The sequence below is a fragment of the Paenibacillus sp. FSL H3-0329 genome, from assembly GCF_037963285.1.
GTDB classification, from domain to species: Bacteria; Bacillota; Bacilli; order Paenibacillales; family Paenibacillaceae; genus Paenibacillus_AQ; species Paenibacillus_AQ odorifer.
On the sequence record NZ_CP150150.1, the window covers coordinates 2,754,593 to 2,773,623 of the forward strand.

At 39.7% G+C, this 19,031-nt stretch carries 29 protein-coding genes, 1 tRNA gene and 1 pseudogene; 17 read left to right on the forward strand and 14 right to left on the reverse strand.

Annotated features, from left to right (window positions below):
• Positions 1 to 12: 12 nt before the first annotated feature.
• The 5 genes from NSQ66_RS11885 to NSQ66_RS11905 all read left to right on the forward strand — a co-directional run bounded on the left by NSQ66_RS11885 (position 13) and on the right by NSQ66_RS11905 (position 2,493).
• Complete coding sequence (locus NSQ66_RS11885; RefSeq protein ID WP_141118532.1) at positions 13 to 246, forward strand: hypothetical protein; 234 nt, start codon at positions 13 to 15, stop codon at positions 244 to 246.
• Positions 247 to 262: 16 nt separating this feature from the next.
• A complete protein-coding gene (locus NSQ66_RS11890) occupies positions 263 to 1,054 on the forward strand; it encodes an AraC family transcriptional regulator (RefSeq protein ID WP_076141723.1) in 792 nt (263 codons plus the stop codon).
• 5 nt (positions 1,055 to 1,059) lie between these two features.
• Positions 1,060 to 1,650 (forward strand): DJ-1/PfpI family protein, encoded by a 591-nt coding sequence (locus NSQ66_RS11895; protein WP_076130576.1) that lies wholly within the window; start codon positions 1,060 to 1,062, stop codon positions 1,648 to 1,650.
• 79 nt (positions 1,651 to 1,729) lie between these two features.
• On the forward strand, positions 1,730 to 2,005 hold the full coding sequence (locus NSQ66_RS11900; RefSeq protein WP_076130559.1) for a hypothetical protein: 276 nt from the start codon (positions 1,730 to 1,732) through the stop codon (positions 2,003 to 2,005).
• A 74-nt stretch (positions 2,006 to 2,079) separates the two neighbouring features.
• A complete protein-coding gene (locus NSQ66_RS11905; protein ID WP_076141747.1) occupies positions 2,080 to 2,493 on the forward strand; it encodes a hypothetical protein in 414 nt (137 codons plus the stop codon).
• A gap of 33 nt (positions 2,494 to 2,526) precedes the next feature.
• Here NSQ66_RS11905 and NSQ66_RS11910 read toward each other — a convergent pair whose 3' ends face one another.
• A complete protein-coding gene (locus tag NSQ66_RS11910) occupies positions 2,527 to 3,486 on the reverse strand; it encodes a hypothetical protein (RefSeq protein ID WP_081383512.1) in 960 nt (319 codons plus the stop codon).
• Between the two features lie 134 nt (positions 3,487 to 3,620).
• Here NSQ66_RS11910 and NSQ66_RS11915 point away from each other — a divergent pair, with 134 nt between their 5' ends.
• Positions 3,621 to 3,860, forward strand: a complete 240-nt coding sequence (locus NSQ66_RS11915; RefSeq protein WP_036686008.1) for a hypothetical protein — start codon at positions 3,621 to 3,623, stop codon at positions 3,858 to 3,860.
• A 67-nt stretch (positions 3,861 to 3,927) separates the two neighbouring features.
• Here the strand turns inward: NSQ66_RS11915 and NSQ66_RS11920 are convergent, their stop codons facing one another.
• The gene (locus NSQ66_RS11920) at positions 3,928 to 4,059 is read right to left on the reverse strand and encodes a hypothetical protein (protein ID WP_256717407.1); all 132 of its coding nucleotides are present in this window, start codon (positions 4,057 to 4,059) and stop codon (positions 3,928 to 3,930) included.
• A 217-nt stretch (positions 4,060 to 4,276) separates the two neighbouring features.
• Here NSQ66_RS11920 and NSQ66_RS11925 point away from each other — a divergent pair, with 217 nt between their 5' ends.
• Genes NSQ66_RS11925 through NSQ66_RS11935 form a run of 3 tightly spaced genes read left to right on the forward strand, consistent with a single transcriptional unit; the run spans position 4,277 to position 5,117 of the window.
• The gene (locus NSQ66_RS11925) at positions 4,277 to 4,477 is read left to right on the forward strand and encodes a hypothetical protein (RefSeq protein ID WP_036686009.1); all 201 of its coding nucleotides are present in this window, start codon (positions 4,277 to 4,279) and stop codon (positions 4,475 to 4,477) included.
• 58 nt (positions 4,478 to 4,535) lie between these two features.
• Positions 4,536 to 4,778 (forward strand): hypothetical protein, encoded by a 243-nt coding sequence (locus tag NSQ66_RS11930; RefSeq protein ID WP_141118531.1) that lies wholly within the window; start codon positions 4,536 to 4,538, stop codon positions 4,776 to 4,778.
• Positions 4,779 to 4,790: 12 nt separating this feature from the next.
• Positions 4,791 to 5,117 (forward strand): YolD-like family protein, encoded by a 327-nt coding sequence (locus NSQ66_RS11935; RefSeq protein ID WP_036686011.1) that lies wholly within the window; start codon positions 4,791 to 4,793, stop codon positions 5,115 to 5,117.
• A 162-nt stretch (positions 5,118 to 5,279) separates the two neighbouring features.
• On the opposite strand, the gene NSQ66_RS11940 is transcribed toward NSQ66_RS11935, so the two are convergent.
• From NSQ66_RS11940 to NSQ66_RS11965, 6 genes are all read right to left on the reverse strand, one after another.
• A complete protein-coding gene (locus tag NSQ66_RS11940; protein ID WP_038570183.1) occupies positions 5,280 to 6,107 on the reverse strand; it encodes a hypothetical protein in 828 nt (275 codons plus the stop codon).
• A gap of 373 nt (positions 6,108 to 6,480) precedes the next feature.
• On the reverse strand, positions 6,481 to 6,702 hold the full coding sequence (locus NSQ66_RS11945; RefSeq protein WP_141240305.1) for a hypothetical protein: 222 nt from the start codon (positions 6,700 to 6,702) through the stop codon (positions 6,481 to 6,483).
• Between the two features lie 329 nt (positions 6,703 to 7,031).
• A complete protein-coding gene (locus NSQ66_RS11950; protein WP_076141722.1) occupies positions 7,032 to 7,562 on the reverse strand; it encodes a GNAT family protein in 531 nt (176 codons plus the stop codon).
• A gap of 192 nt (positions 7,563 to 7,754) precedes the next feature.
• Positions 7,755 to 8,006 (reverse strand): DUF3951 domain-containing protein, encoded by a 252-nt coding sequence (locus NSQ66_RS11955; protein WP_036686019.1) that lies wholly within the window; start codon positions 8,004 to 8,006, stop codon positions 7,755 to 7,757.
• 617 nt (positions 8,007 to 8,623) lie between these two features.
• A complete protein-coding gene (locus NSQ66_RS11960) occupies positions 8,624 to 9,709 on the reverse strand; it encodes a hypothetical protein (RefSeq protein WP_326046717.1) in 1,086 nt (361 codons plus the stop codon).
• A gap of 143 nt (positions 9,710 to 9,852) precedes the next feature.
• On the reverse strand, positions 9,853 to 9,978 hold the full coding sequence (locus NSQ66_RS11965; protein ID WP_256717054.1) for a hypothetical protein: 126 nt from the start codon (positions 9,976 to 9,978) through the stop codon (positions 9,853 to 9,855).
• A 215-nt stretch (positions 9,979 to 10,193) separates the two neighbouring features.
• On the opposite strand from NSQ66_RS11965, the gene NSQ66_RS11970 reads away from it, so the two are divergent.
• Positions 10,194 to 10,424, forward strand: coding sequence for a hypothetical protein (locus NSQ66_RS11970; protein ID WP_141118530.1), 231 nt, complete (start codon positions 10,194 to 10,196; stop codon positions 10,422 to 10,424).
• 356 nt (positions 10,425 to 10,780) lie between these two features.
• Here the strand turns inward: NSQ66_RS11970 and NSQ66_RS11975 are convergent.
• Both NSQ66_RS11975 and NSQ66_RS11980 read right to left on the reverse strand, forming a co-directional pair.
• Positions 10,781 to 11,581: pseudogene (locus NSQ66_RS11975) on the reverse strand (dihydrodipicolinate synthase family protein); the annotation flags it as partial.
• A gap of 470 nt (positions 11,582 to 12,051) precedes the next feature.
• Positions 12,052 to 12,219 (reverse strand): hypothetical protein, encoded by a 168-nt coding sequence (locus tag NSQ66_RS11980; protein ID WP_155288124.1) that lies wholly within the window; start codon positions 12,217 to 12,219, stop codon positions 12,052 to 12,054.
• A gap of 291 nt (positions 12,220 to 12,510) precedes the next feature.
• Here NSQ66_RS11980 and NSQ66_RS11985 point away from each other — a divergent pair, with 291 nt between their 5' ends.
• The 3 genes from NSQ66_RS11985 (at position 12,511) to NSQ66_RS11995 (ending at position 13,446) form a co-directional block, all read left to right on the forward strand.
• Entirely contained in the window at positions 12,511 to 12,666 is a 156-nt protein-coding gene (locus NSQ66_RS11985) for a hypothetical protein (protein WP_339279698.1), read from the forward strand.
• Between the two features lie 187 nt (positions 12,667 to 12,853).
• Positions 12,854 to 13,051, forward strand: a complete 198-nt coding sequence (locus NSQ66_RS11990; RefSeq protein WP_143766174.1) for a hypothetical protein — start codon at positions 12,854 to 12,856, stop codon at positions 13,049 to 13,051.
• Positions 13,052 to 13,107: 56 nt separating this feature from the next.
• Positions 13,108 to 13,446, forward strand: coding sequence for an ArpU family phage packaging/lysis transcriptional regulator (locus tag NSQ66_RS11995; RefSeq protein ID WP_051491435.1), 339 nt, complete (start codon positions 13,108 to 13,110; stop codon positions 13,444 to 13,446).
• Between the two features lie 311 nt (positions 13,447 to 13,757).
• Here NSQ66_RS11995 and NSQ66_RS12000 read toward each other — a convergent pair.
• The 3 genes from NSQ66_RS12000 to NSQ66_RS12010 all read right to left on the reverse strand — a co-directional run bounded on the left by NSQ66_RS12000 (position 13,758) and on the right by NSQ66_RS12010 (position 15,658).
• Positions 13,758 to 13,829: transfer RNA gene (locus tag NSQ66_RS12000), tRNA-Val, on the reverse strand.
• A 149-nt stretch (positions 13,830 to 13,978) separates the two neighbouring features.
• Positions 13,979 to 14,281 carry a hypothetical protein gene (locus NSQ66_RS12005; protein WP_036686108.1) on the reverse strand — a complete coding sequence of 101 codons (303 nt, stop codon included), beginning with the start codon at positions 14,279 to 14,281 and terminating at the stop codon, positions 13,979 to 13,981.
• A 162-nt stretch (positions 14,282 to 14,443) separates the two neighbouring features.
• Positions 14,444 to 15,658: a copper amine oxidase N-terminal domain-containing protein gene (locus NSQ66_RS12010; RefSeq protein ID WP_052096984.1), complete on the reverse strand. Its 1,215-nt coding sequence runs from the start codon at positions 15,656 to 15,658 to the stop codon at positions 14,444 to 14,446.
• Positions 15,659 to 15,825: 167 nt separating this feature from the next.
• On the opposite strand from NSQ66_RS12010, the gene NSQ66_RS12015 reads away from it, so the two are divergent.
• From NSQ66_RS12015 to NSQ66_RS12030, 4 genes are all read left to right on the forward strand, one after another.
• A complete protein-coding gene (locus NSQ66_RS12015) occupies positions 15,826 to 16,899 on the forward strand; it encodes a site-2 protease family protein (protein WP_036686564.1) in 1,074 nt (357 codons plus the stop codon).
• Between the two features lie 100 nt (positions 16,900 to 16,999).
• Positions 17,000 to 17,212 (forward strand): hypothetical protein, encoded by a 213-nt coding sequence (locus NSQ66_RS12020; RefSeq protein WP_036686109.1) that lies wholly within the window; start codon positions 17,000 to 17,002, stop codon positions 17,210 to 17,212.
• A gap of 107 nt (positions 17,213 to 17,319) precedes the next feature.
• Positions 17,320 to 17,763 (forward strand): GNAT family N-acetyltransferase, encoded by a 444-nt coding sequence (locus tag NSQ66_RS12025; RefSeq protein WP_036686111.1) that lies wholly within the window; start codon positions 17,320 to 17,322, stop codon positions 17,761 to 17,763.
• An 86-nt stretch (positions 17,764 to 17,849) separates the two neighbouring features.
• Positions 17,850 to 18,089: a DUF3892 domain-containing protein gene (locus NSQ66_RS12030; protein ID WP_036686113.1), complete on the forward strand. Its 240-nt coding sequence runs from the start codon at positions 17,850 to 17,852 to the stop codon at positions 18,087 to 18,089.
• 66 nt (positions 18,090 to 18,155) lie between these two features.
• Here NSQ66_RS12030 and NSQ66_RS12035 read toward each other — a convergent pair whose 3' ends face one another.
• On the reverse strand, positions 18,156 to 18,893 hold the full coding sequence (locus NSQ66_RS12035) for an MBL fold metallo-hydrolase (protein WP_036686115.1): 738 nt from the start codon (positions 18,891 to 18,893) through the stop codon (positions 18,156 to 18,158).
• Positions 18,894 to 19,031 lie beyond the last annotated feature (138 nt).

Genomic DNA, 19,031 nt, shown 5'->3' on the forward strand with positions numbered 1-19,031 from the left:
TTGACGTATAACATGGATACAGTCTTATCGCTGAATGCTGTTCCTGTTATACTTCCTCCTCTCAGTGAAATGTTACTGGTCTGCGACAAGCAGCTTACTGGTAATACTTTAAAACTTTTAGGGCGTATTTACCTGCCAAAAAAATCTTTTTTTGTGCCAACTATTGCTCTTTGGTTCTTGCGTAAACGAACAAATTCATATTATGTTCTTAGTATTACAGCAGCTATAGTGCTTGGCATTCCATGACGATAGGGAGAAAAACATGAATATTAAATATCAGCATCGTGACCAGGCGTTTCACTCCTTTATTTCTACCAATAACACTTATCCTCTTCATCTACACAAAAATGTAGAGATAACAATGGTTTTGTCCGGCAAAATCAATATCAACATCAATGGAAAAGAGTATGATTTGTCTGAAGGAGACATAGCGATTATTTTCTCCAATCAACCTCACAGCTACAAAACCCTAGAGAAAAGCCAGATCCTGCTGTTCTTTTTTGACGCCACTTTTCCGGGGGATTTTGCGGGGGATTTGCTTAATCATGTTCCGGATAACCCTATAGTTTCGAAACAAAAGGTGCTTCAAGATCTGTTGGCAACCTTGTATAAACTATATAAAGAACAATGTGATGTTCGTCTGCTCAAGGCTTATACCTCTGTAGTATTAGGGCACGCGCTGCCGTTACTGCTAATGAAAAAAGTAGACTACAAAAAAGAAATGGATCTCGTCCCCAAAATCCTAGCTTACATCGACATGCATTTTTTAGATCACATAAATCTGAATACGCTTTCAAGAGAGCTTGGCATTAGTAAATTTATCATTTCCCGAATCTTTTCTGAGCAGTTTCACATTTCATTTCGTGATTACATCAATGGCCAACGGGTAGCCTTTGCTCATATGCTGCTGTTATCCACTACCCATCCGGTCACGGATATCGCGTTTGATTCCGGATTCAACAGTTTGCGTTCTTTCTATCGTGTTTTTAAAAATGAATACGGGATCACCCCCAATGAATTTCGCCGAAAAGTATCGAAGGAGTGTGTAGAATGAAAATGATGAGGATGGCTTATATTCTATTTGATGGGATGACCACGTTAGATTTTGTTGGTTTTTACGATGCGGTTACCCGGATGGGAGTTCTAAAGGCGATAGAAAATGTATCGTGGGATTTTTGTTCCAACAAGGAAGAAGTCACGGATGATCGAGGATTGACGTTGAAAATAAACCAGGTTTCCCCTGATCTGTCAGCCTATGATTTGATATTTATCCCTGGAGGGTTTTCGACTCGACAACTTAGATTCGATACTAATTTTATAACATGGATTCAGACTGCCCGAGAGGTTGAATACAAGGTGTCAGTGTGTACAGGAGCTTTGATTTTGGGAGCTGCCGGTTTCTTAAATCAGAAGAAGGCGACTACCAATCCTTCTGCATATGAACTATTAGCACCTTATTGTTCCGAAGTAGTTAAGGAACGGTTCGTAAGGGATGGAAATGTTTTTACTGGGGGAGGAGTAGCAGCTTCGATTGATCTGGGTTTATATTTCATAGAATCGCTTACTAATGAAAATGTAGTTCGAGAAGTGCAAAAGAAGATGGATTACCCATATTACAAGACAATTAACCCTTCCAAAGGGAAATCATAACTATAATATATGGGAATTAATGATATAATATCCAAAGTGAAATAATTAAGGCGATGAATAGAGGTGTAAGGTAATAGATATGAACTATCGTAAAGTATTCTCACTACTTCCCATGATCATTTTTTTGTTTATTATATGGTACTTTTTGATGGCAGGGACTTCAGCTGTTGTTAATGTAGTGTCAGTAAATAAAAGAGAAATAGTAATACAAAATATGAGCGGTGATCAAAATACAGTCACAATCCCAAAAGGAATATATAAGTTAATAGATGTAAATGAGGAGTACTTTATTTCATATAATAGTAGAATAGGGCAAAAGCCATTCTTAACCTCAATAAAACCAAGTGCGAAATGATGATTTGAAAAATCGGCTGTAAGTATAAAAAGCATAAAGATGGTGGGATTGTTTTGCGTGCAGTTAAGCCTATAATGTTATGGTTTATTTCGACGATTTTATTCACCCTGGCAGCCTTTGGATTGGAGCTTTGGGAAGGAACTAAAATAAGTACAACAGAATATTACGGTTTTCAAAACATTGGGTTTGCTTTTATTTTTCTGGTGTTCCTCTTTTCAGTTCTTCTTTACCCGGTTATACTGCTTCCTTTATCATGGGTTATTCGAAAGATAGTTAATCCTTTAGTAAACCGCATAATGATATTCTTATTGAGTGGTATTGCGGGATATGGTTTCTTTTACGAGGTGTACGATGAACGCTTTATACGGGAATACCATTTGAATAGTAGTACAGCTATTATTTTTTTCGGTATTGCTGGTTTCATCTATGCTCTGGTGGATTACTATTTTGAGCGGCAAGCCATTAAAGCCGAACAAAATCCCTGCTAACCGTGGCGGCCGGCAGGGACGTTATTTTTTAATCTAAGTATTAGGTAATTTGTTAACCTCGTCAGTAAAGGCTTCCAAGTACTGGGTGAATAATCCTGTATCTATTTTGGTGGTTGCATCATTTGCAATAGGAGGCGTATCTTGGATTTGTTTGTACATACGATCCATCTCACCCGTGAGCTTAGCCCAGATGCTTTTAATTGAATCATATTTTGCATCAAGGTTGCTGATATAACTATCGTATTCCATTTTTTGAATCATAGCTTTTCCTAATTGCTCGATTGTAAAATCTATATCTATTGTTTCACCCGTAGAGCCAGTTCCTGAACCTGCATACCAGCTGATATCAACAAATCCATCATTCCAAATATCTGAAACGACAAAATTACTGATTTCTTTAAGCATCGCTTCAGGAGACTGTTCAGTTGTACCTGCATTACCTGAATCTGAAGTATTAATTACAGGTTCCTTGAAAAGTTTCCTCACTTCGTTAAATGCATCCTTATCTTTGTCATTAGACGAATACCCCCAACCAACTTTGTCATCTTTAATAAAAATGATAAGTTCGCTATTGGAGGAAGACTTCTCACCTTGGATAAGCACGAGTTTATCTTTTCCGCCATCTTTGTCCTTATAATCAGCTGTTTCAATTACTGTAGGATTCTTAAGTTTATTATTCTCGGGTGTCTCAGTAGATTCAGCCATTTGGAAAATGGGTTGTACATCTGGAAGTATATTTTCGGATACGAATTTCTTTTTCGCTTCGATATCTGAACCATTGAGGAAAATCTCCACATAGTTGAGAGCCAGTTTCTCGGAAGCTGTAAGTTTCTTTTTTGGCTCAGGAGTGGGCTCTGAAGGGCTGGCTGTTGCTTCGGACGGTATAACTCCTGTAGACGTTGTATTTTTTTTCTCTGAATTTGTTGTGGAACTACCACATCCTGAAAGGATTACAATAGTTGCCACGATACATAAAAAAGCTTTTTTGTTCAATTTTATATCCCCCTAAATCTGCTAATAATTGCTAATTAATTCTACCAGATATAGGAATAGTAATCTATGAATTATAATTTATGGCGGAACCAATATATTAGATTAGCGTGTTTTATTTGTCGGAGGTGAGCATTTTGCTGAAAGTACTAAGGGTGTGCGGTATTTTATTCAGTGCAGCAACAATCATTCTGGGAATCACATTTTTCCGCGGTCAGGATCAAGTGATAATCTCTTGGACTATGCTGGGGATGTGCGGAGCTTTAATATTTAATGGAGCGGCATTGTATTTGAAAACTAAAGATAAAATGGCTGTGCTATCCTCGATTGTTGGGATTGTACTGTTAATAGTCTCGCTTACTCAGTTTCCTTTTTGAAAATTAAAAACAACCTCGTCAACCTTAATGGGTCGGTGGGGCTTTTTTACGTTATTTTCCTTTATATTTATTTCTTTTTCTTCTTTGTGGGTCCGATCTGGCGTCTTACCTTATCGTTCTCATCTACCTCAATAATATAAATCTCCTTCACTGTACCGGAGAGAGTAAACCATTCACGCATAGCTTCAACCTCAGTCATCGGTCCTAATATTCGTTTCCCCCTATAACATATAAAAAACACTCATACTCCTTAGTTTGTTTGCGGAAATGCAATAAATGCTTATAAAACAAATTATAAACCTGAGCGATGACTTTGTATGTAATAATTCATGCCTGGCGGGATATTTTTACATTGATTAACGAACGTACGTTTGGTTATAATACAAACAAATGTTCTTATCCTTGGAAGGTGAGTAATTATGCAAATAAGAATCGGTCAAACCATTGAAATAGTGTACCAAGATAAATCAGGTAAGATATCTCAACGTAAAATTGAAGTGAAAGGGATTCGTGGAGAATATATTCGCGCAACTTGCTTATCAACCGGAGCTCCGCGCGTATTTCTGGAGGCTAATATTCTTGCTTGGCAGCCTGTGCAAATGAAGCGACATGCTTAGTGACACCGCCCGAAAGCTACTAATGATCATGCGCCACTCTGCCGTGCATCATGCTCATATGCCAACTTTACAGGAGTTAGAAATCAAGAGTGGACGGACACCAAGTAAGATCATTAGTGGGCTTAGGGAATTAGTTAACGAAAAATATATAGAATGGACCCCGCACACTCCACCAGAGAGCGCCCGAATTATTGAAGGCTGGGAAAGGATTGACCCTAGGTTTAAAAAGAAAAAGTCAGAGCCACAAGAGCTCCAGTGGGGGATAGATGGTAGTAAAACGAATTACTGGACGGATTATTAGGAGGGCAACTTCATGATGAAAAAATTAGAGAACGTATGGGAGTGTAGCAGAATGATATTGCCCGAACATAAAAACCGGATTATAGATGACAATAATGAGCAGGAACGTCGTGAAAAACCCACTCTAGATCTACAGGAGATAGAGCGCTTTGAAAAATTGTTATATCGTTCTATGGAAGAGCACAGCCCGATTACACTCACTCTGTTTGATCCCATGGAGAATATATTAAAACGAGGTATCGTGATGAAACTGGATAAACAACAGGGAATTAAACTCCGCTGGTCGGAGGATGAGTGGGATTGGTTCAAGATGGAGGATGTTATTGCAATAACTACATAATTCACTTAATAAAAAACAGGTTAGGAGCAATCTCCTAACCCGCGCTGTACTTCTGATATTAATGTTCTGCTCCGTGGAATAAGACCACTGGTGAGGTACTTGGCAGTGCTGGCGCAATGCTGACGATAGTGAGGACCAACAATAAAGAGACGGCAAATTTTTTCACAGAGACTCAACCCTTTCTTTGAAATTTATTATTTTCTCTTCAAAATCTTTAATCTGAGTAGCATCAGCACATGAACGTAATGATTCGAAGTATACTACTGCTTGTTTAAAGATTTTATCAGAGTTTGTGACCTCTGCAGAATCTAATAATTTCATGCTATATTTGATAGCTGTATTATAATCTTGAATTTTTGTTTTATATCTGATCATATTAATAAAAAAAGTTTCTTGGTAGGAATTTATTATAATTTCATCAGCAGCGGTATCCTCAAATTTTGAAATTCTATTAGAGAAAAGAGCTAAATGAGATTCAATGTTTAAATCAAAATTAGTAGCTGCCTTTAACAAAGTTATTAGTCCTGGTAGAACTTCTTTAGAGTTGGATAAAAGGAACGAAACATAGCGATCTATGAATTGAATATTTCCAGAAAGCACTTCTACTTCTAAAAGATTTGGTTCTGATATGTACTTATAATAGGCTACCTCATTTAATCCTTCAGCATCTAATCCCTTGAACCAACTCAAATCGCTATAAGCTTTAATGTAAGTTCGAGCTTTATCATAATTTTCAATTTCTTTGTGGGCTAGTCCCAACATAAGCAAGCTGTATCCATAATAATAAATTAAAGGTCGTTGGTGTTTTAGTTCCAGTTCATTATTATGTGTGTAATTATTATAAATTTGAGTTATTCGGTTGAAAAAGGTATCTGCTAGTTTTAGAAGATTGGGCCAGCTTTCAAAAGAATATATCATTTTAAGAACTTTTACGGCTGGATCAAGATCTAGAAGATTTATATCTAAATCTAAATCGATATTTCCATCCAACAGCCTCACCTGCCTTTATTTTACATAATATACCTGTATTATACAATGTAATCAATAGATGGTCAATTAAGTGCTCCATATAAAAAATAGATGATTAATAGGGACCAATAAAGTAAATCTATCCATTATTGCGCCATGATGTGTGCCTGGGTAAGCTTTGGCCCGATGGCACTGACACGTACTGCGTATGGCCAAAGTTTATTAAAAGAAAGTGAGGCGATCGGTGGAAATCAACTGTCTAGCGAACATATCGTCAGTTTGGGAGAGCCCGCGACCCATGCGGTCGCGCTCCCGTATTTCCGAGTTATTTTCGTCGAGGTATTGAAGTAACGGAAACGGAACGTTGGGCTGGTGAGGTTTGGTAGTAGTAGAATTACCGCTCTAGATGACCACATAAAAAGTCATATAGATTATGTAATGCTTCAAGAATAGCAGCAGCTACGACATAAACTAAAAGGTTGCTATTGATTAAATCATTTACCGTATTATGTTTTGTGAGTACAAACTGGAAGAATGTGTACATCGCAATTGTTGCATATGCAGCAACCTTGGAAATATTAAATAACTTATCAAAGATCATTAACAGTGCGTCCACCTCCTTAAGGAATAAATATTATCAATAAATACCTAATTTGAATATCTGTAAACAGAAGCCCAGAGCTGCTGGCAGAAGGCGGTTAAGCTCGATCCGGAATCGGCTGAGGCTAGGAGAGTCTGTCTAGCCTTCTACGTTTGGAAGATGTGACAACAGTTGCTCTACTTAATACACAGTACGAAGATACAGATCATTAAACGAGTAGGAGTATCCCTCCTCTCCCAAAGGCTATGACGAAGTAGACGCAAACTATTCATTTAGTTGAGCAACGTGAAAATATAGTAAATAAAAAGCCTACACCATAAAAATGTAGGCCCACCCATTAAAAGTTACTCTGTTACTAATTTTGAGAAAATGCTTAAATCAATAAACTTTCCTTTGGACTTTTCGCACTTTCTCATTGTTCCTTCGAATGTATAGTTTAACTTTTGCAAAACTCTTATGGAATTATTGTTTTCGGGTTCGACTTTTGCTTCTATCCTGTTGAAATTTAAAGTGTTGAACGCATAATCCATCAGAGATTGAATGGCCTCAGGAGCATATCCCTTGCCCCAATAATCTTTACTAATATCGTATCCAATCTCTGCTTTAACGTTTGAAGAATCTATAGAATTATAACCGCAGGAACCAATTATGCGATTTGATTCTAACTCGATTATGGAATAACGAATAGCTTTGCTTTTCAAAGACAGGTTATTAAGAATTTTAATCATTTCTACTGCTTGGCTTTCCTCAGTGAAACTATTGATATTCATAAACTTTGTAACCTCAGGATCAGACCAAATGTTAAACAAACTAGCAGAGTCAGATAATTTCATTTTTCTTAATTTTAGTCTTTTGGTTTGTATTTCTGTAATCAATATATTACCTCCATTATCTATTTGTTTTGGGGTTAAGATATCGATATCTGCGCATAGTTCAGTCCCTTCAATATTTAATTCAACACTATTATAACGTAAGAGTTTTTTTATGTCACAGTACGAAGATACAGATCATTAAAGGAGTAGGAGTATCCCTCCAAAGGTTATGACGAAGTAGCAGCCTATTGCGCATCAGGGAAGAGAAGGTCGTCGTTTTGATAACGAAATGATGTTTTTATCCTTATCATCACCATGGTCCGCATTTTCTTCTATCTCTTTTTTCTCATCGTGAAACTCAACAGGAGATTGGGCCGTGATGTAGTCAAATGGAGTGTAATTATTATTTGGTAATTTTCTTGTAAGGATTACCTTTACAATGATGATTCCTAATGAGAGATAGAAAATCGCGCCTACTCCAGCCAACATGAATAGTACTAATCTCATTGTTAACACCGCCTTTGTTTGATTTTATAATCAAATGTTAATATTTACAAGAATCAGGCTGCTGAGTACTATTCATTCGACTGAGATTTGATGCACAGTAGGAAATGCTTGGGCCACTAGATTTTACAAATGGTGGAACCTTCGAACATACGAATGAAGTGTAGCACAATAGTCATACCTACACATGAAATGATTTGACAGTTATAAATATTAATTACTTTAAAGCATCACAGAAAGGTTGTTTTACAGACACCATACTCATATGGATATCCGATCTCATCTTTAAATGTAACCTCTGCACCATATCGACAGATACTGCTCTTAGAGACAGAACCTTTAATGTTGTATATTTCATCTACTGTGCTTCTTGGTAATAAGATAGGTTTTTAGATATATCAGTTTCTAACGGTAAGACCAATTTTTATGTAGTTACTACATTGAATAATAATGGAAAGTTAAGTTTCAAACGAAGCATCAGCTACCCCTCAGAAGGCAGATCAACCTGAACCAGAACCATCTGATGTTCGCGCAATACTCACAATTACATTAATAACTGGTCTTGAAAAAGTCAGTGTGGCGGCGGTGCCCCGACTGCTGTATTTCTGTAACGTTTCCGCTTAATTGGCTTTGTCAGAAGCTTCATAGATTAGGCAACGAAGGGTCTGATCGGGATAGCGGAACTCCGCGATATAGCTACTTCCATCTTCCAACAACAGTTTAACATCCACCATTCCGCGTTTGTTGTTAAACTCGGTGTCGGTTAGATAAGCTTTGACAATGGTTCTTGTTTCTCCCTGTTTGTCCGTGATGACCTGCACGGCTTTATGAATCCAACTGGCATCCTTCTGGATGGTGCCGGCTGCGTCGTCGTCGATGGGAGTTCTCTTCAGTGCCAAATTAATGGCTGTCGTATCCTCTACGGCACCGGTTGTTGCATTAATCAACACATCATATTCCCAGAATACCTCGCCTGATCCGAGCAGGGTAAGATTCTTGTAAGGAGCAAAATGAACTGTCCAGGTTGGACGTTTGTTTAGTCCCAGCTCAATCAGCATTCCCGATGTTTTTAGCTTGGACACGTCGGCATCGAACAGCTTGCGCACACTGTCAGAGGCCAGTGCCTCAGCTTCAACCTGGCTGATTTTCTGAGGCTGAAGCTGAGGCACAGTCGGATTTCGTTTGGACACGAAGTAATTCACCCGGTAGTACCAGTCAATCAGCTGTAACAGTTCCTCATCAGTCATACTCCTCTCCGGGTAGGTGTACGTATTGGTTTCTAAATCTAGATACATATCTGCTTGTCCAGCCTTTAACGGCAGCTGCTGCTTGGGGCGGAGGCCGTCATACACATACTTATCGTCCAACACTTGTCTGCGGTTGATTTCGGATTCGGTTTGTTCCCGACCTGAAATATGGGGATCTTCTGCCTTGTCTATAAAGTCATAGATTTGCTGGATTTGCGCCGCTGTCATCTGTTGATACAGGTCTTGTTGTATGGTGGACACCGGCGCCGGCGCCTCCACCTTTAGCACGGGTATCGTGCTTTCGCTCAAAGCCAGCCGGTTACTGCCCTGAATTGACGAACTGTTCTTGGCGAAAACTACGGAATTCATCAGGCTGGGGACGATCAGAGCACTGGCTGCAAGCACACCAGCTGAAAACAGGATAACAACTAATGTAGCGAACCGCTTTTTCTTGTTCAATCGGATTACCTCCATTGGGATCTAAGATGATGAATCTTTATACATCTTAACACCAAGTTATTATAGAATTAGGAGGATAGTTGTTATGGAGTTGTAAAAAGATCGGATACTTCCCCTCCACCAAGGACAGTCAGGAGTTAATCTCAATTTTGTCCACGTTCTTCTTCAAGAGCCACAGCTACAATGCAAGAAGTGTCTTTACAATAAAAATGTGCCAGAAGCGGGAAGTGTTTACTTAGTATCGTATTTACATCGATGTGATTAGTCATAACTTTTCACCTAATTGTAAGTATGATTCGTGGGATAATTACATGAACAACAATAAAGTTATTAAGAAGGACTTTAAAGCAGAAAAACGATTGGTTGCGAAGAAATAGATAGTTCGGAGAACAAGGAGTTTTTGTACTGATGAACAATAAAGATTTTCAATACAGAGAGACATACTTTATTGTGGGGAATCCAGCAACTCTATGGATACTCATACTTGGATTGGTTTCGTTTGGAACCAGATCCAATAGGTCATCTTATGGATTATGGTGGGATTGTAGAGGGGGATACACCGGATCTATTAAACTTGCTGGATCCCATTTTGTTTGGGAGTGATTTGAATTTAGAGCATGCATTAAATAACCTACGATATCACACTTCTTTAATTCGTTTGATCGCCCAAGAAGGAAAAGAAAATAAACCACTCTTAGTTCTTATTGTGAAGTAACCTGAAGAGTCGCTCTCCTGACAAAAACCAACATATGTCTCTCCACTGACTAAATGTATTTGTAGTTGTAATTCTGTTTCAATTGCGTGAAAAATCAGTGTGAGATTCATATTAAAGCCCCCTTGCATAAGATGATTATATTCATAAAATACCCACTTCATTGTTAATGAACGCAAAATAGTTGACAATTGACAATGTTGTAATATTTTAAGCGTGATTTTGGCATAAGCATGTCTATAACAAATACCCCGTCAATCACTTAAGGTTGATGGGGTATTTGTTATATTGATGAAAACTAACGATCCTTACCAGTGTTATAGAGCAGCATATATACTTCCCAATGAATTATATTAAGTTTATACAGTAAATTTTAATTCCTTTAGAATGATATTCAGGTGATTCCTAACGGATTTGTTTAATGGTTGTAAAGGCAAGGGAAGACTAGGACTTTTATTAAGCCAATTATTTCAGCAGCTGCTGAAATCACTCGAAGGCTACCGTAGCGATCGGTTCTAGTAATGTTGAAAGGTGTGGTGCTTCTTCTAAATGGCCACTTTGAGTCATTCTTGTGATATCTAGACATAACCTCGGAAATAAACCACCTAGCACTGAGTACCATAAGTCACAACCTGCACTCAAGCCTGGATATGCGGATGGATTCCCGCTTATTCCAAACGTAACATGGAGTGGAATAACAGCTCTGAGTTTTTCTACACGTAACTTGGCTTTATCAGATTCTGATGGTATGCCGGGAATCTTAATGGAACAAACATTAGGTAACCTAGCAATTCTGCTGTGCAGCTCATCACTGAAATGGAAATGTGAAGTGCCGGGATTATCATAAACACAAAGTGGAATGGAGAGTGAACTTGTCACCTGCTCGTATAGAAAAAACACCTCTTCATCTGTTAGTGCCTGATAGGAGATAGGAGCCAAGAGTACTGCACTTGCCCCAGCTTGTTGTGCATCTTCCGCTAATCGAAGTACTTCTGAAGTTCGAATCGCACTTATGCTTGTCATCACGGGAATCCCTTCAGCAGAACTAACAGCAAGCTCAAGGACACGCAAACGCTCCCCTCTACTAAGAGATACGCATAGTTACCAGTTGATTCCAGTACACCAATTGAGTCTACTCCTGCCTTTACCAATTCTTTAATAAAAAAAGGGACCAATTTTAGAGGCTAGGTGTTGTTAGAAATTATGAGTTGCCACGTTTGTCCCGTAGCGATTTAGATTCAGAACAAACATAAAATAACCTGTCAAGCTTATGCCTGAAGGGTCTATTAGTGCTTATACGATAAACTCTGTAAATACTGGGCTTCGAAGCATGCCAGATTTGGTCCAGTTCCTCATTCTTACCTTTGCTTGTAGCCGGGACTCCAGATGTACAAACTCCGTATCCTTACCTTTGTATATCAAGATATCAAAGATGGCGTAATACGCTGGGAGTGTCCCAGTGAGTTGAGTTATTTTATCAGTTCGTCTCGCTTGAAATCGGCTCATAACAGATTCAAAATCGGATACTCACAGTACGAAGATACATGGACAGAGAGGGTTAATAGCCCTCCTCTCACAAAGGTTATGACGTAGTAGATACATATTGCGACATGAAAAAAGATAAAAATGCTTATGCATCCTTATCTTTTTCAAGTAATTCTATTATTCTGTCTAATTTTTTCTCTATGCTACTAGTTTTATCTGAAACCTTGTTTTTGGTTCCATAATCACCTTTTAACAGTAAAACCAAGGGAATTGCCAAAACAAATGCCAACGGTATTAAAAAAAAATATTGCAAGATAACACCTCATTAAAAGTTTTTATTTAATTATAACAAATTTCAAAAAAAAAGACTCTCTCCCACAAGGAGGATATAAGAGATAGTTTGGCTGTACTGAACTTATAAAGGGGATGGATAATCTTCATTTCTTACCCATTAAAGATATACCATAGTAATCCATAAGCTATTCCGAAGTAAGCAATCACACCCAGTAAAGAGATGGATAAAAGAATAGTGATAACTTTCTTACCGTTCATAAAATTCACCTCTTATTTAATACATCACGGAATGAGGGAGGAACTGACGTCAATGTGGATTGAAATTATTTTTGCTTTTATCGCTATCCTATCTTTTATTTCAGCAGCTGACAAAGAATCTATTCTTTACAAGCAACGTGGCATGCACATGGCAGCAATATGTGTTGCTTCAATTATCGCACTAGCTGCAGACGTTATTTTTTCATAAAACCCAAATTTGAGAGGAGTAATTATAAATGAAAGTTCTGATAGCAGCACATTTCAATAAGCAAACGAAGGATTCCAAAAAGGAACTTTTATAGTTCCACGTAAAGGGTGATAAATCCTCTGAAAACTCTTATGAATTCTACCGGAAGGCTGGATCTGATGTAGTCTTGGAAATCGCTGAATCTCAAATGAGCATCGAGGAGTTCCGAGGTGATGACGATGAAGAGGATCGTGAGGAGTCAAGAGAAGGCGTACGAGGAAAGGTTAATCCAGACGGTACGATTGAATTGGAAGACAAGGATCAACTCACTCTGGAGGAGGTAGCTGCTGCAGGAGATAAGAATGATCCGGTAATCCTTGAAAATGATGATAATCTGCCGTTTTAAGATGCTACACGCTCCGGCTTCGGTCGGGGGATTCTTTTACAGTGAGGTGATAGCAGGTGCAACAAAGCTTCCTGCCAGAGATAGATAGAGAACGGACGCAAGCTGCGGTTGAAGCGGCTTTTGATAAGTATCGAGAGAATAAATTCCTAACTTTTGAGGAACGCGAAGCAGCCACGACAGCAGCATGGTCAACTACTCCGAGAAGCGACACGGGAACAACTTCGGACCAAACCGCGAATATTGCCATACACAATGTTGATAGTTTAGCAGCACGTAAGGAGTACTGTGAGAGAATTGAAAGGATTGTAAATAGGCTTCCACGAATGGAATCATTTTTGATTAAAGAAAGATATATAATAACCGAATTTGATTACATCACGGATCAGAAGATATAGGCAAAGCTTCCCGATGACACTCCGCCCAAAGCATGTAAAGGAAATAATGAAATTGAGTCAAGCTAAGTTATATGAGTTTTTAGGGGACGCACCATTTCATGTTGCAAAAGCAGGAAGGGAATTATATATCAATAAAGCGGTATTTAGGAATTGGCTAGAGGGTAGAAGTGATGATATTTTCCCGGAGGACCTAGCGAACTGATATGAAAAGCAAATAACGATTCGTATCAAATTCGTATCATGAAGGATTTCAATAGAATGATAAGTGAATAGAAAACAAAAAAAGCCTTGAATATCAAGGCTTTCACGTATAGGACGGATGGGGTTCGAACCCATGACCCCTACCCTGTCAAGATAGTGCTCTCCCGCTGAGCTACCGTCCTGCGACGAAATTTATAATACCATATGAGAGAGTAGGATGGCAATTCTTTTTTATAATCAATATAGATGTAGAGTGGTGTTTTCTCTTATCTCCTCCGACTAAGTAGTTAATAGCTAGAAAGGGGATGACCCATCATCCCCCTGCACCGAGTCAGATAAAAAACGGGAGTAGAAATAGACTGCTTATTCCGAAAAAAGGGATACGGCGTGGATAGAAGCGGCGTCTTGGGTAAAAGCCGGGCTGGAACCCGAATTGTCTATAGTTCGACTGCTCGGCAGGCATTCCGTTCATACGATCGACCATTTCATTGCTGGGAACCGCAAGGGTGATATAGTTCTGGTCCACGTGAGCGATGAAGCCGTCAAAGGATTGACCATCAGTCGTTACTATACCTACATATTTATTCATGCAATTCCAAGCGACCTGTTGATGAAAATTTGTATTTGATTCCATGGATATCCTCCTCGAATGTTTCAATCCTGATAACAGTCTATGGTCCTTAGCCTACAACGTTCACGGCGTTTGCCTATATGTAGGAAGGTTAATTTTCAGGGATAATCCCTGAGGAGGATTCGATTAGTTCTTTAATCAATACACATGCTTGTACTGTACTTTCTAATCAGTATTATTCTTGGAGTTATTGGAATGAGCTTCAATGGAGTAGATAACTTCTTTTTTGCCAGTAAGAGGGGAGTCATTTATAAAATACAGTTTGTCACCGCTCCGCTTTATGAATTTCAAAGTATCTCCTTTAAAAGGAACATCGTTATTTTCCGCGTATTCCTGATCCTTTGCTGTGAGTAGCTCCTTATACAAAAGGGTTCGCTCGCCTGTTTGGCGGTCGATTAAGGTAAGCAATCCATTCTGATTTCCACGAAGCAGTATGATTTCTTTATCAATGCCTTCTACATAGTAAGCATCTTCCTCGCCACCCAGCTTTACAAGATCAAGAGTATCTATTACATTGCCCGTGCCGTCTTGGATGAAACGTAAGGTATTACCATCATGCAAGATTAGGTTGCCATCATAAGGTTTGAAATCCGCATCTCCTCTGAACTGGTAGGCGAATGTGGCCTTGCGTAGTAATGCACCATTTTTGAATATGAGTGTGATTTCGCGTGTATTAATATGAGGCTCTCCATAGGAATCAATAATCTTAATGACTAGCAGCCCCCCCGCCGTTTTCTCGATCTTCATTCCTGCCCAGTCAAAGTTTGTTTGGAGTGAAGTGAGTTTTATCACCGTATCCTTGCCTTGTGAGACATATAAATCACCATTAGCTTTGACCAACGTATAGGTGCGCCCTCCAGAGGATTCTGTGAAAACATTGAAGGTTTTCAGATCATCTGCTAAAAGTGTGTTCGTTGTGGAGTCCAGACGGAGATGGCTGCCTTCGAAAGCCTTAACGATAAAACGCGCCGGCACATATATCCCATCTTCTTTGGATTTAAAAGGTATTCCTCCTAGATCTACCGCTTTCCCGTCAAGGACTCCAGTTTGACTCCCGATTCGAACAGCAAAACTTTTAGTCCAGCCTTTGAACAGAGCACGTTTGCCGGATTTATCCCAGTCCATTTTTAAGCCAGCTTGCTCAGCGATCCCCCGAACATCTACGTAGATTACACCATTTTTGAGCAGCGCAGGTCCGCCAATGTTTCCGCCTGGAACGCCAAATTGGTAGTATACTTGCGAAGTATTAGCAAAGGAAGCTTGGGCGAGCGCAGGCGACTCCGATACAGTTAATGAAGAGCTTGCTGACACGGTGGCAGGGAGTAGAAGTGTTGAGAGCATTAAGACGGATAACCAAGCTTTGGAGTGAAAAGAGAGCATATGAACCAACCCTTTCTTTATCTGGCAGTAAAATTTATCCAAGATAGTTGGTTTGACGCTGAAACGTTTCTAAAAGTTGCATCGTATACATTCGGAAGGACTCTTTGTTGAAATACTAGTAGTTTTTTTAAAATTGAAAGATAAAGGAGCTTGTGATCTTGCCGCAAATGCAAAATGAGCAGAAAAAGAATACTTCTACTCCGCTGAAATGGTTGGGGGGCGGAGCCGCTATGCTCCTGTTAAAAGGAAAGGCGATTTTGTCTCTGCTGAAAATAGGTAAAATTGCCGGGCCGTTAATTTCCATGATGGTTTCGATAGGGGCATATGCTTTAATTTATCCGTGGGGGTTTGCCATAGGTATCGTCCTGCTTTTGCTTGTTCATGAATTGGGACATGTTATAGCCGCTAAGCGCATCGGGCTACCCGTCAGCGCTCCGCTATTTATTCCTTTTTTAGGCGCGTTAATTACTATGAAAAAACATCCGCTGGATGCGAAGACAGAAGCGTATGTAGCTTTTGGCGGACCGATTCTGGGTACTATTGGGTCTACTGCTGTTTTTGGAGCGGCATATTATATGGATAGTCCGCTTCTTTATTCCCTGGCTTATATAGGCTTTTTGCTTAATTTGATTAACCTGCTGCCAATCCATCCGCTAGACGGTGGACGTATCGCTACCGCGGTTACGCGCTGGCTGTGGCTTGTGGGTCTGGTCGGTGGCTTAGCTATAATCGTTTACTTGCGTTCGATTTTGTTCTTTATCATCTGGGCAATGTTTGCTTACGATCTGTATAACAAATTTGTGAAAAGACGTAACAACAACCGGCCGCAGTCTGTGACTAAGGGTTTCTTAATTCCAGTGGAGCCCTTGAGAGAGGCGGGTTACATGATTCCAGGAGCTGAGCATCGCCGGGATTTACCTTTTACCACCTACAGTGATCTAGAGAGACAGCAGTATGTTGTGGTGAGATGGGATCAGCTGAATTATTATGGCAAAGCTACACTGCCACAGCAATGTATTATTGAAAAGGTAAGAATTTCGCAGCTGGAGCAAGTAACGTTAGAGAATGGTCTTCATTTAAAAATGCATTGTGACATCAGCTATACAGTCCATGATAATGATAAGTATTACGATGTACCAGCCAGTACACGTTGGAAATATGGGACAGCTTATTTTGTTTTAGCAGGCTTTCTGGTTGGGATGATGTATTTAGTCCATTTGGTTGGAAACGTCAATCTCTAAGAGGGCAACTGGAATGAATAGCTCCTATTGTTTATAAAGCTCCTGAATCGTCAAAGCTGTAGTGAGTATAACTGCAGTTGCGGTGAAAGGAGCTTTTTTAATGTCTAAAATTGTGAAATGGGAAGTCGGCGTTTGCCTAGTGTTACTACTGGGTGTAGTGGGTTGTTCTACGGCGAAACCCACAAAAGTTATGGAAATCAATGAGATGACCAATCTGGATGGCAAATCAAAAAGTCAGTATCCTCCGTTATCACCTGTGATGAAAGACGTATATAACCGTTCGATCCCTGAAGAAGTATATTCTGTGGATTAGTCTACTGAGAGGTTACGGATTCCATATGTAGGCTTTTCTTTCTAGTCATTATTTTATATAATAGACAACTATCGTTGGCTACATAGAGAGAGGAGTTTGCAACTAACATGGCGGCAGAAATCTTACGGGTAACTACAGAGGAACAGCTTCAGATGGGGCTGGATATCCGCACTAAAGTATTTGTTGAGGAACAAAAGGTACCAGCCGAGGAAGAAATTGACGAATACGATGCCATCAGTCCGAATGCGCACCATATTCTGATTATAGATGAAGGGGTACCTGTAGCAACGGGGAGATTGATCTATTACAAAGCAGGTACTGCTAAAATGCAGCGCATCGCCGTATTGAAAGACTATCGGGTCAAAGGATACGGACGTGTCTTGTTGCTGGCTATGGAAGAGCTTGCTCGGGAGCTTGGACTGGAAGCTTCAATTTTAGATGCTCAGTGTCAGGCAGAGAATTTCTATAAGAAACTCGGCTATGAAGTTATTTCTACGGAGCCATTCTATGATGCAGGTATATTACATGTACGGATGCAAAAAATGCTTTAAAGATTGGCGCACATAATTATTGGACTCTTTACGCAAGCTAGGATGTGCCGAATGATGGCAAATCCAAGTGCAAGGGGCGAGCTAAAGTGCCAAATAACGAACGAGAATCTTTCGTAGCTGTTCAAAAAAATGGGGATGGCGATTTGACAAGCTTCCAGACCTCTACAGGACGTGTGCTGGCGTATGACCAAGCCCTGCAAGAAGTACAGGCCGGAAATATTGCCGGAGTGAACGCTTTTAAAGGTAAGGATGGAGAAACTTATATCCGCGGAGATGCGGATGGAGATCCAACTAACAATCTGGATAATTTGCCGACATTTTCATAGTTCAACACGAAAAGCCGTACATACGTCAACAGACGTTTATGTACGGCTTTTTTTTATATGCAAAGATCAGAACTTATAATTCACATGCTGCTCTAAAAATTCCATCTCCCCTGTAAGTCCGACGAAATCTGGTTGTTCATCGCTATAATGCATGAGCTTGATCCGTTCGCGAACATCTTTAGGCAGAGACATCAGCTCTTCCAGCGTAGTGTGAACAACGCCTGTTCCGCCTAATTGGCAGTCATGCAGGATGATCCGGATCCCGCGCTCCCGCACAAGGCTAATCAGTAGATCCGGCTGAAAGGTCATGTCCGCACTATAAAAAATCTCGTTATTTATTAGAAGGGAATAACTGTTTTTGCCGGGAATATGCGGTGTTTGTACGATCTCTAATGAAAGAGTAGGAGAGAGGTTGTAGGTAATTTCAGGCTGCAAGGGCTTAACTTCGAAGATATCAGATAAGGAAGATACAGCATCTTCTTGGTACAAGCCTCCCTTTAATGTATTGTTCCACAAGGGCTCTATAAGTGTCTCAGGAAGCAGCAAGGTCATTTTTTTACCGTGCACATGCTTTAAGGTTAGCGCAAGCTCTTCCAGCCCTCCAACGTGATCCGCATGAATATGTGTAATGAGCGTAGCATTTACGTCATTGAAGGATTTTCCAAGTCTATGCATGGCAAGCGGGGCTGTTATCCCGCAATCAATCAGCAGGGTGTAATTTTCATCTAGCAGCAAGCCATTGTTGTTAAAATATTTTTTCGCAAAAGCATTGCCTGTCCCTAGCATTTGTAGGCTTAGACTCATAAGAAAGAACCCTCCTGAAATCGGTTATAGCTAATGTTTCTGCTTCGAATAAGACCATAATATCATTTTTCGCAAGATCAATGAAATATTTACCTAAAATTAGCGCAACTTGCTGAAACAAAGTAAGTATATATTAAC

What these genes read in the sequence shown, in the direction of transcription:
- NSQ66_RS11900 (WP_076130559.1), top strand. Translation starts at nt 1,730, where the DNA reads ATGAACTATCGTAAAGTATTCTCACTACTTCCCATGATCATTTTTTTG.
- NSQ66_RS12025 (WP_036686111.1), top strand. Translation starts at nt 17,320, where the DNA reads ATGGCGGCAGAAATCTTACGGGTAACTACAGAGGAACAGCTTCAGATG.
- NSQ66_RS12005 (WP_036686108.1), bottom strand. Translation starts at nt 14,281, where the DNA reads ATGGAATCAAATACAAATTTTCATCAACAGGTCGCTTGGAATTGCATG.
- NSQ66_RS11890 (WP_076141723.1), top strand. Translation starts at nt 263, where the DNA reads ATGAATATTAAATATCAGCATCGTGACCAGGCGTTTCACTCCTTTATT.
- NSQ66_RS11920 (WP_256717407.1), bottom strand. Translation starts at nt 4,059, where the DNA reads ATGACTGAGGTTGAAGCTATGCGTGAATGGTTTACTCTCTCCGGTACA.
- NSQ66_RS11885 (WP_141118532.1), top strand. Translation starts at nt 13, where the DNA reads ATGGATACAGTCTTATCGCTGAATGCTGTTCCTGTTATACTTCCTCCT.
- NSQ66_RS12020 (WP_036686109.1), top strand. Translation starts at nt 17,000, where the DNA reads ATGTCTAAAATTGTGAAATGGGAAGTCGGCGTTTGCCTAGTGTTACTA.
- NSQ66_RS11985 (WP_339279698.1), top strand. Translation starts at nt 12,511, where the DNA reads ATGTGGATTGAAATTATTTTTGCTTTTATCGCTATCCTATCTTTTATT.
- NSQ66_RS12035 (WP_036686115.1), bottom strand. Translation starts at nt 18,893, where the DNA reads ATGAGTCTAAGCCTACAAATGCTAGGGACAGGCAATGCTTTTGCGAAA.
- NSQ66_RS11905 (WP_076141747.1), top strand. Translation starts at nt 2,080, where the DNA reads ATGTTATGGTTTATTTCGACGATTTTATTCACCCTGGCAGCCTTTGGA.
- NSQ66_RS11965 (WP_256717054.1), bottom strand. Translation starts at nt 9,978, where the DNA reads ATGACTAATCACATCGATGTAAATACGATACTAAGTAAACACTTCCCG.
- NSQ66_RS11955 (WP_036686019.1), bottom strand. Translation starts at nt 8,006, where the DNA reads ATGAGATTAGTACTATTCATGTTGGCTGGAGTAGGCGCGATTTTCTAT.
- NSQ66_RS12015 (WP_036686564.1), top strand. Translation starts at nt 15,826, where the DNA reads ATGCAAAATGAGCAGAAAAAGAATACTTCTACTCCGCTGAAATGGTTG.
- NSQ66_RS11935 (WP_036686011.1), top strand. Translation starts at nt 4,791, where the DNA reads ATGATGAAAAAATTAGAGAACGTATGGGAGTGTAGCAGAATGATATTG.
- NSQ66_RS11990 (WP_143766174.1), top strand. Translation starts at nt 12,854, where the DNA reads ATGAGCATCGAGGAGTTCCGAGGTGATGACGATGAAGAGGATCGTGAG.
- NSQ66_RS11895 (WP_076130576.1), top strand. Translation starts at nt 1,060, where the DNA reads ATGAGGATGGCTTATATTCTATTTGATGGGATGACCACGTTAGATTTT.
- NSQ66_RS11930 (WP_141118531.1), top strand. Translation starts at nt 4,536, where the DNA reads ATGCCAACTTTACAGGAGTTAGAAATCAAGAGTGGACGGACACCAAGT.
- NSQ66_RS12010 (WP_052096984.1), bottom strand. Translation starts at nt 15,658, where the DNA reads ATGCTCTCTTTTCACTCCAAAGCTTGGTTATCCGTCTTAATGCTCTCA.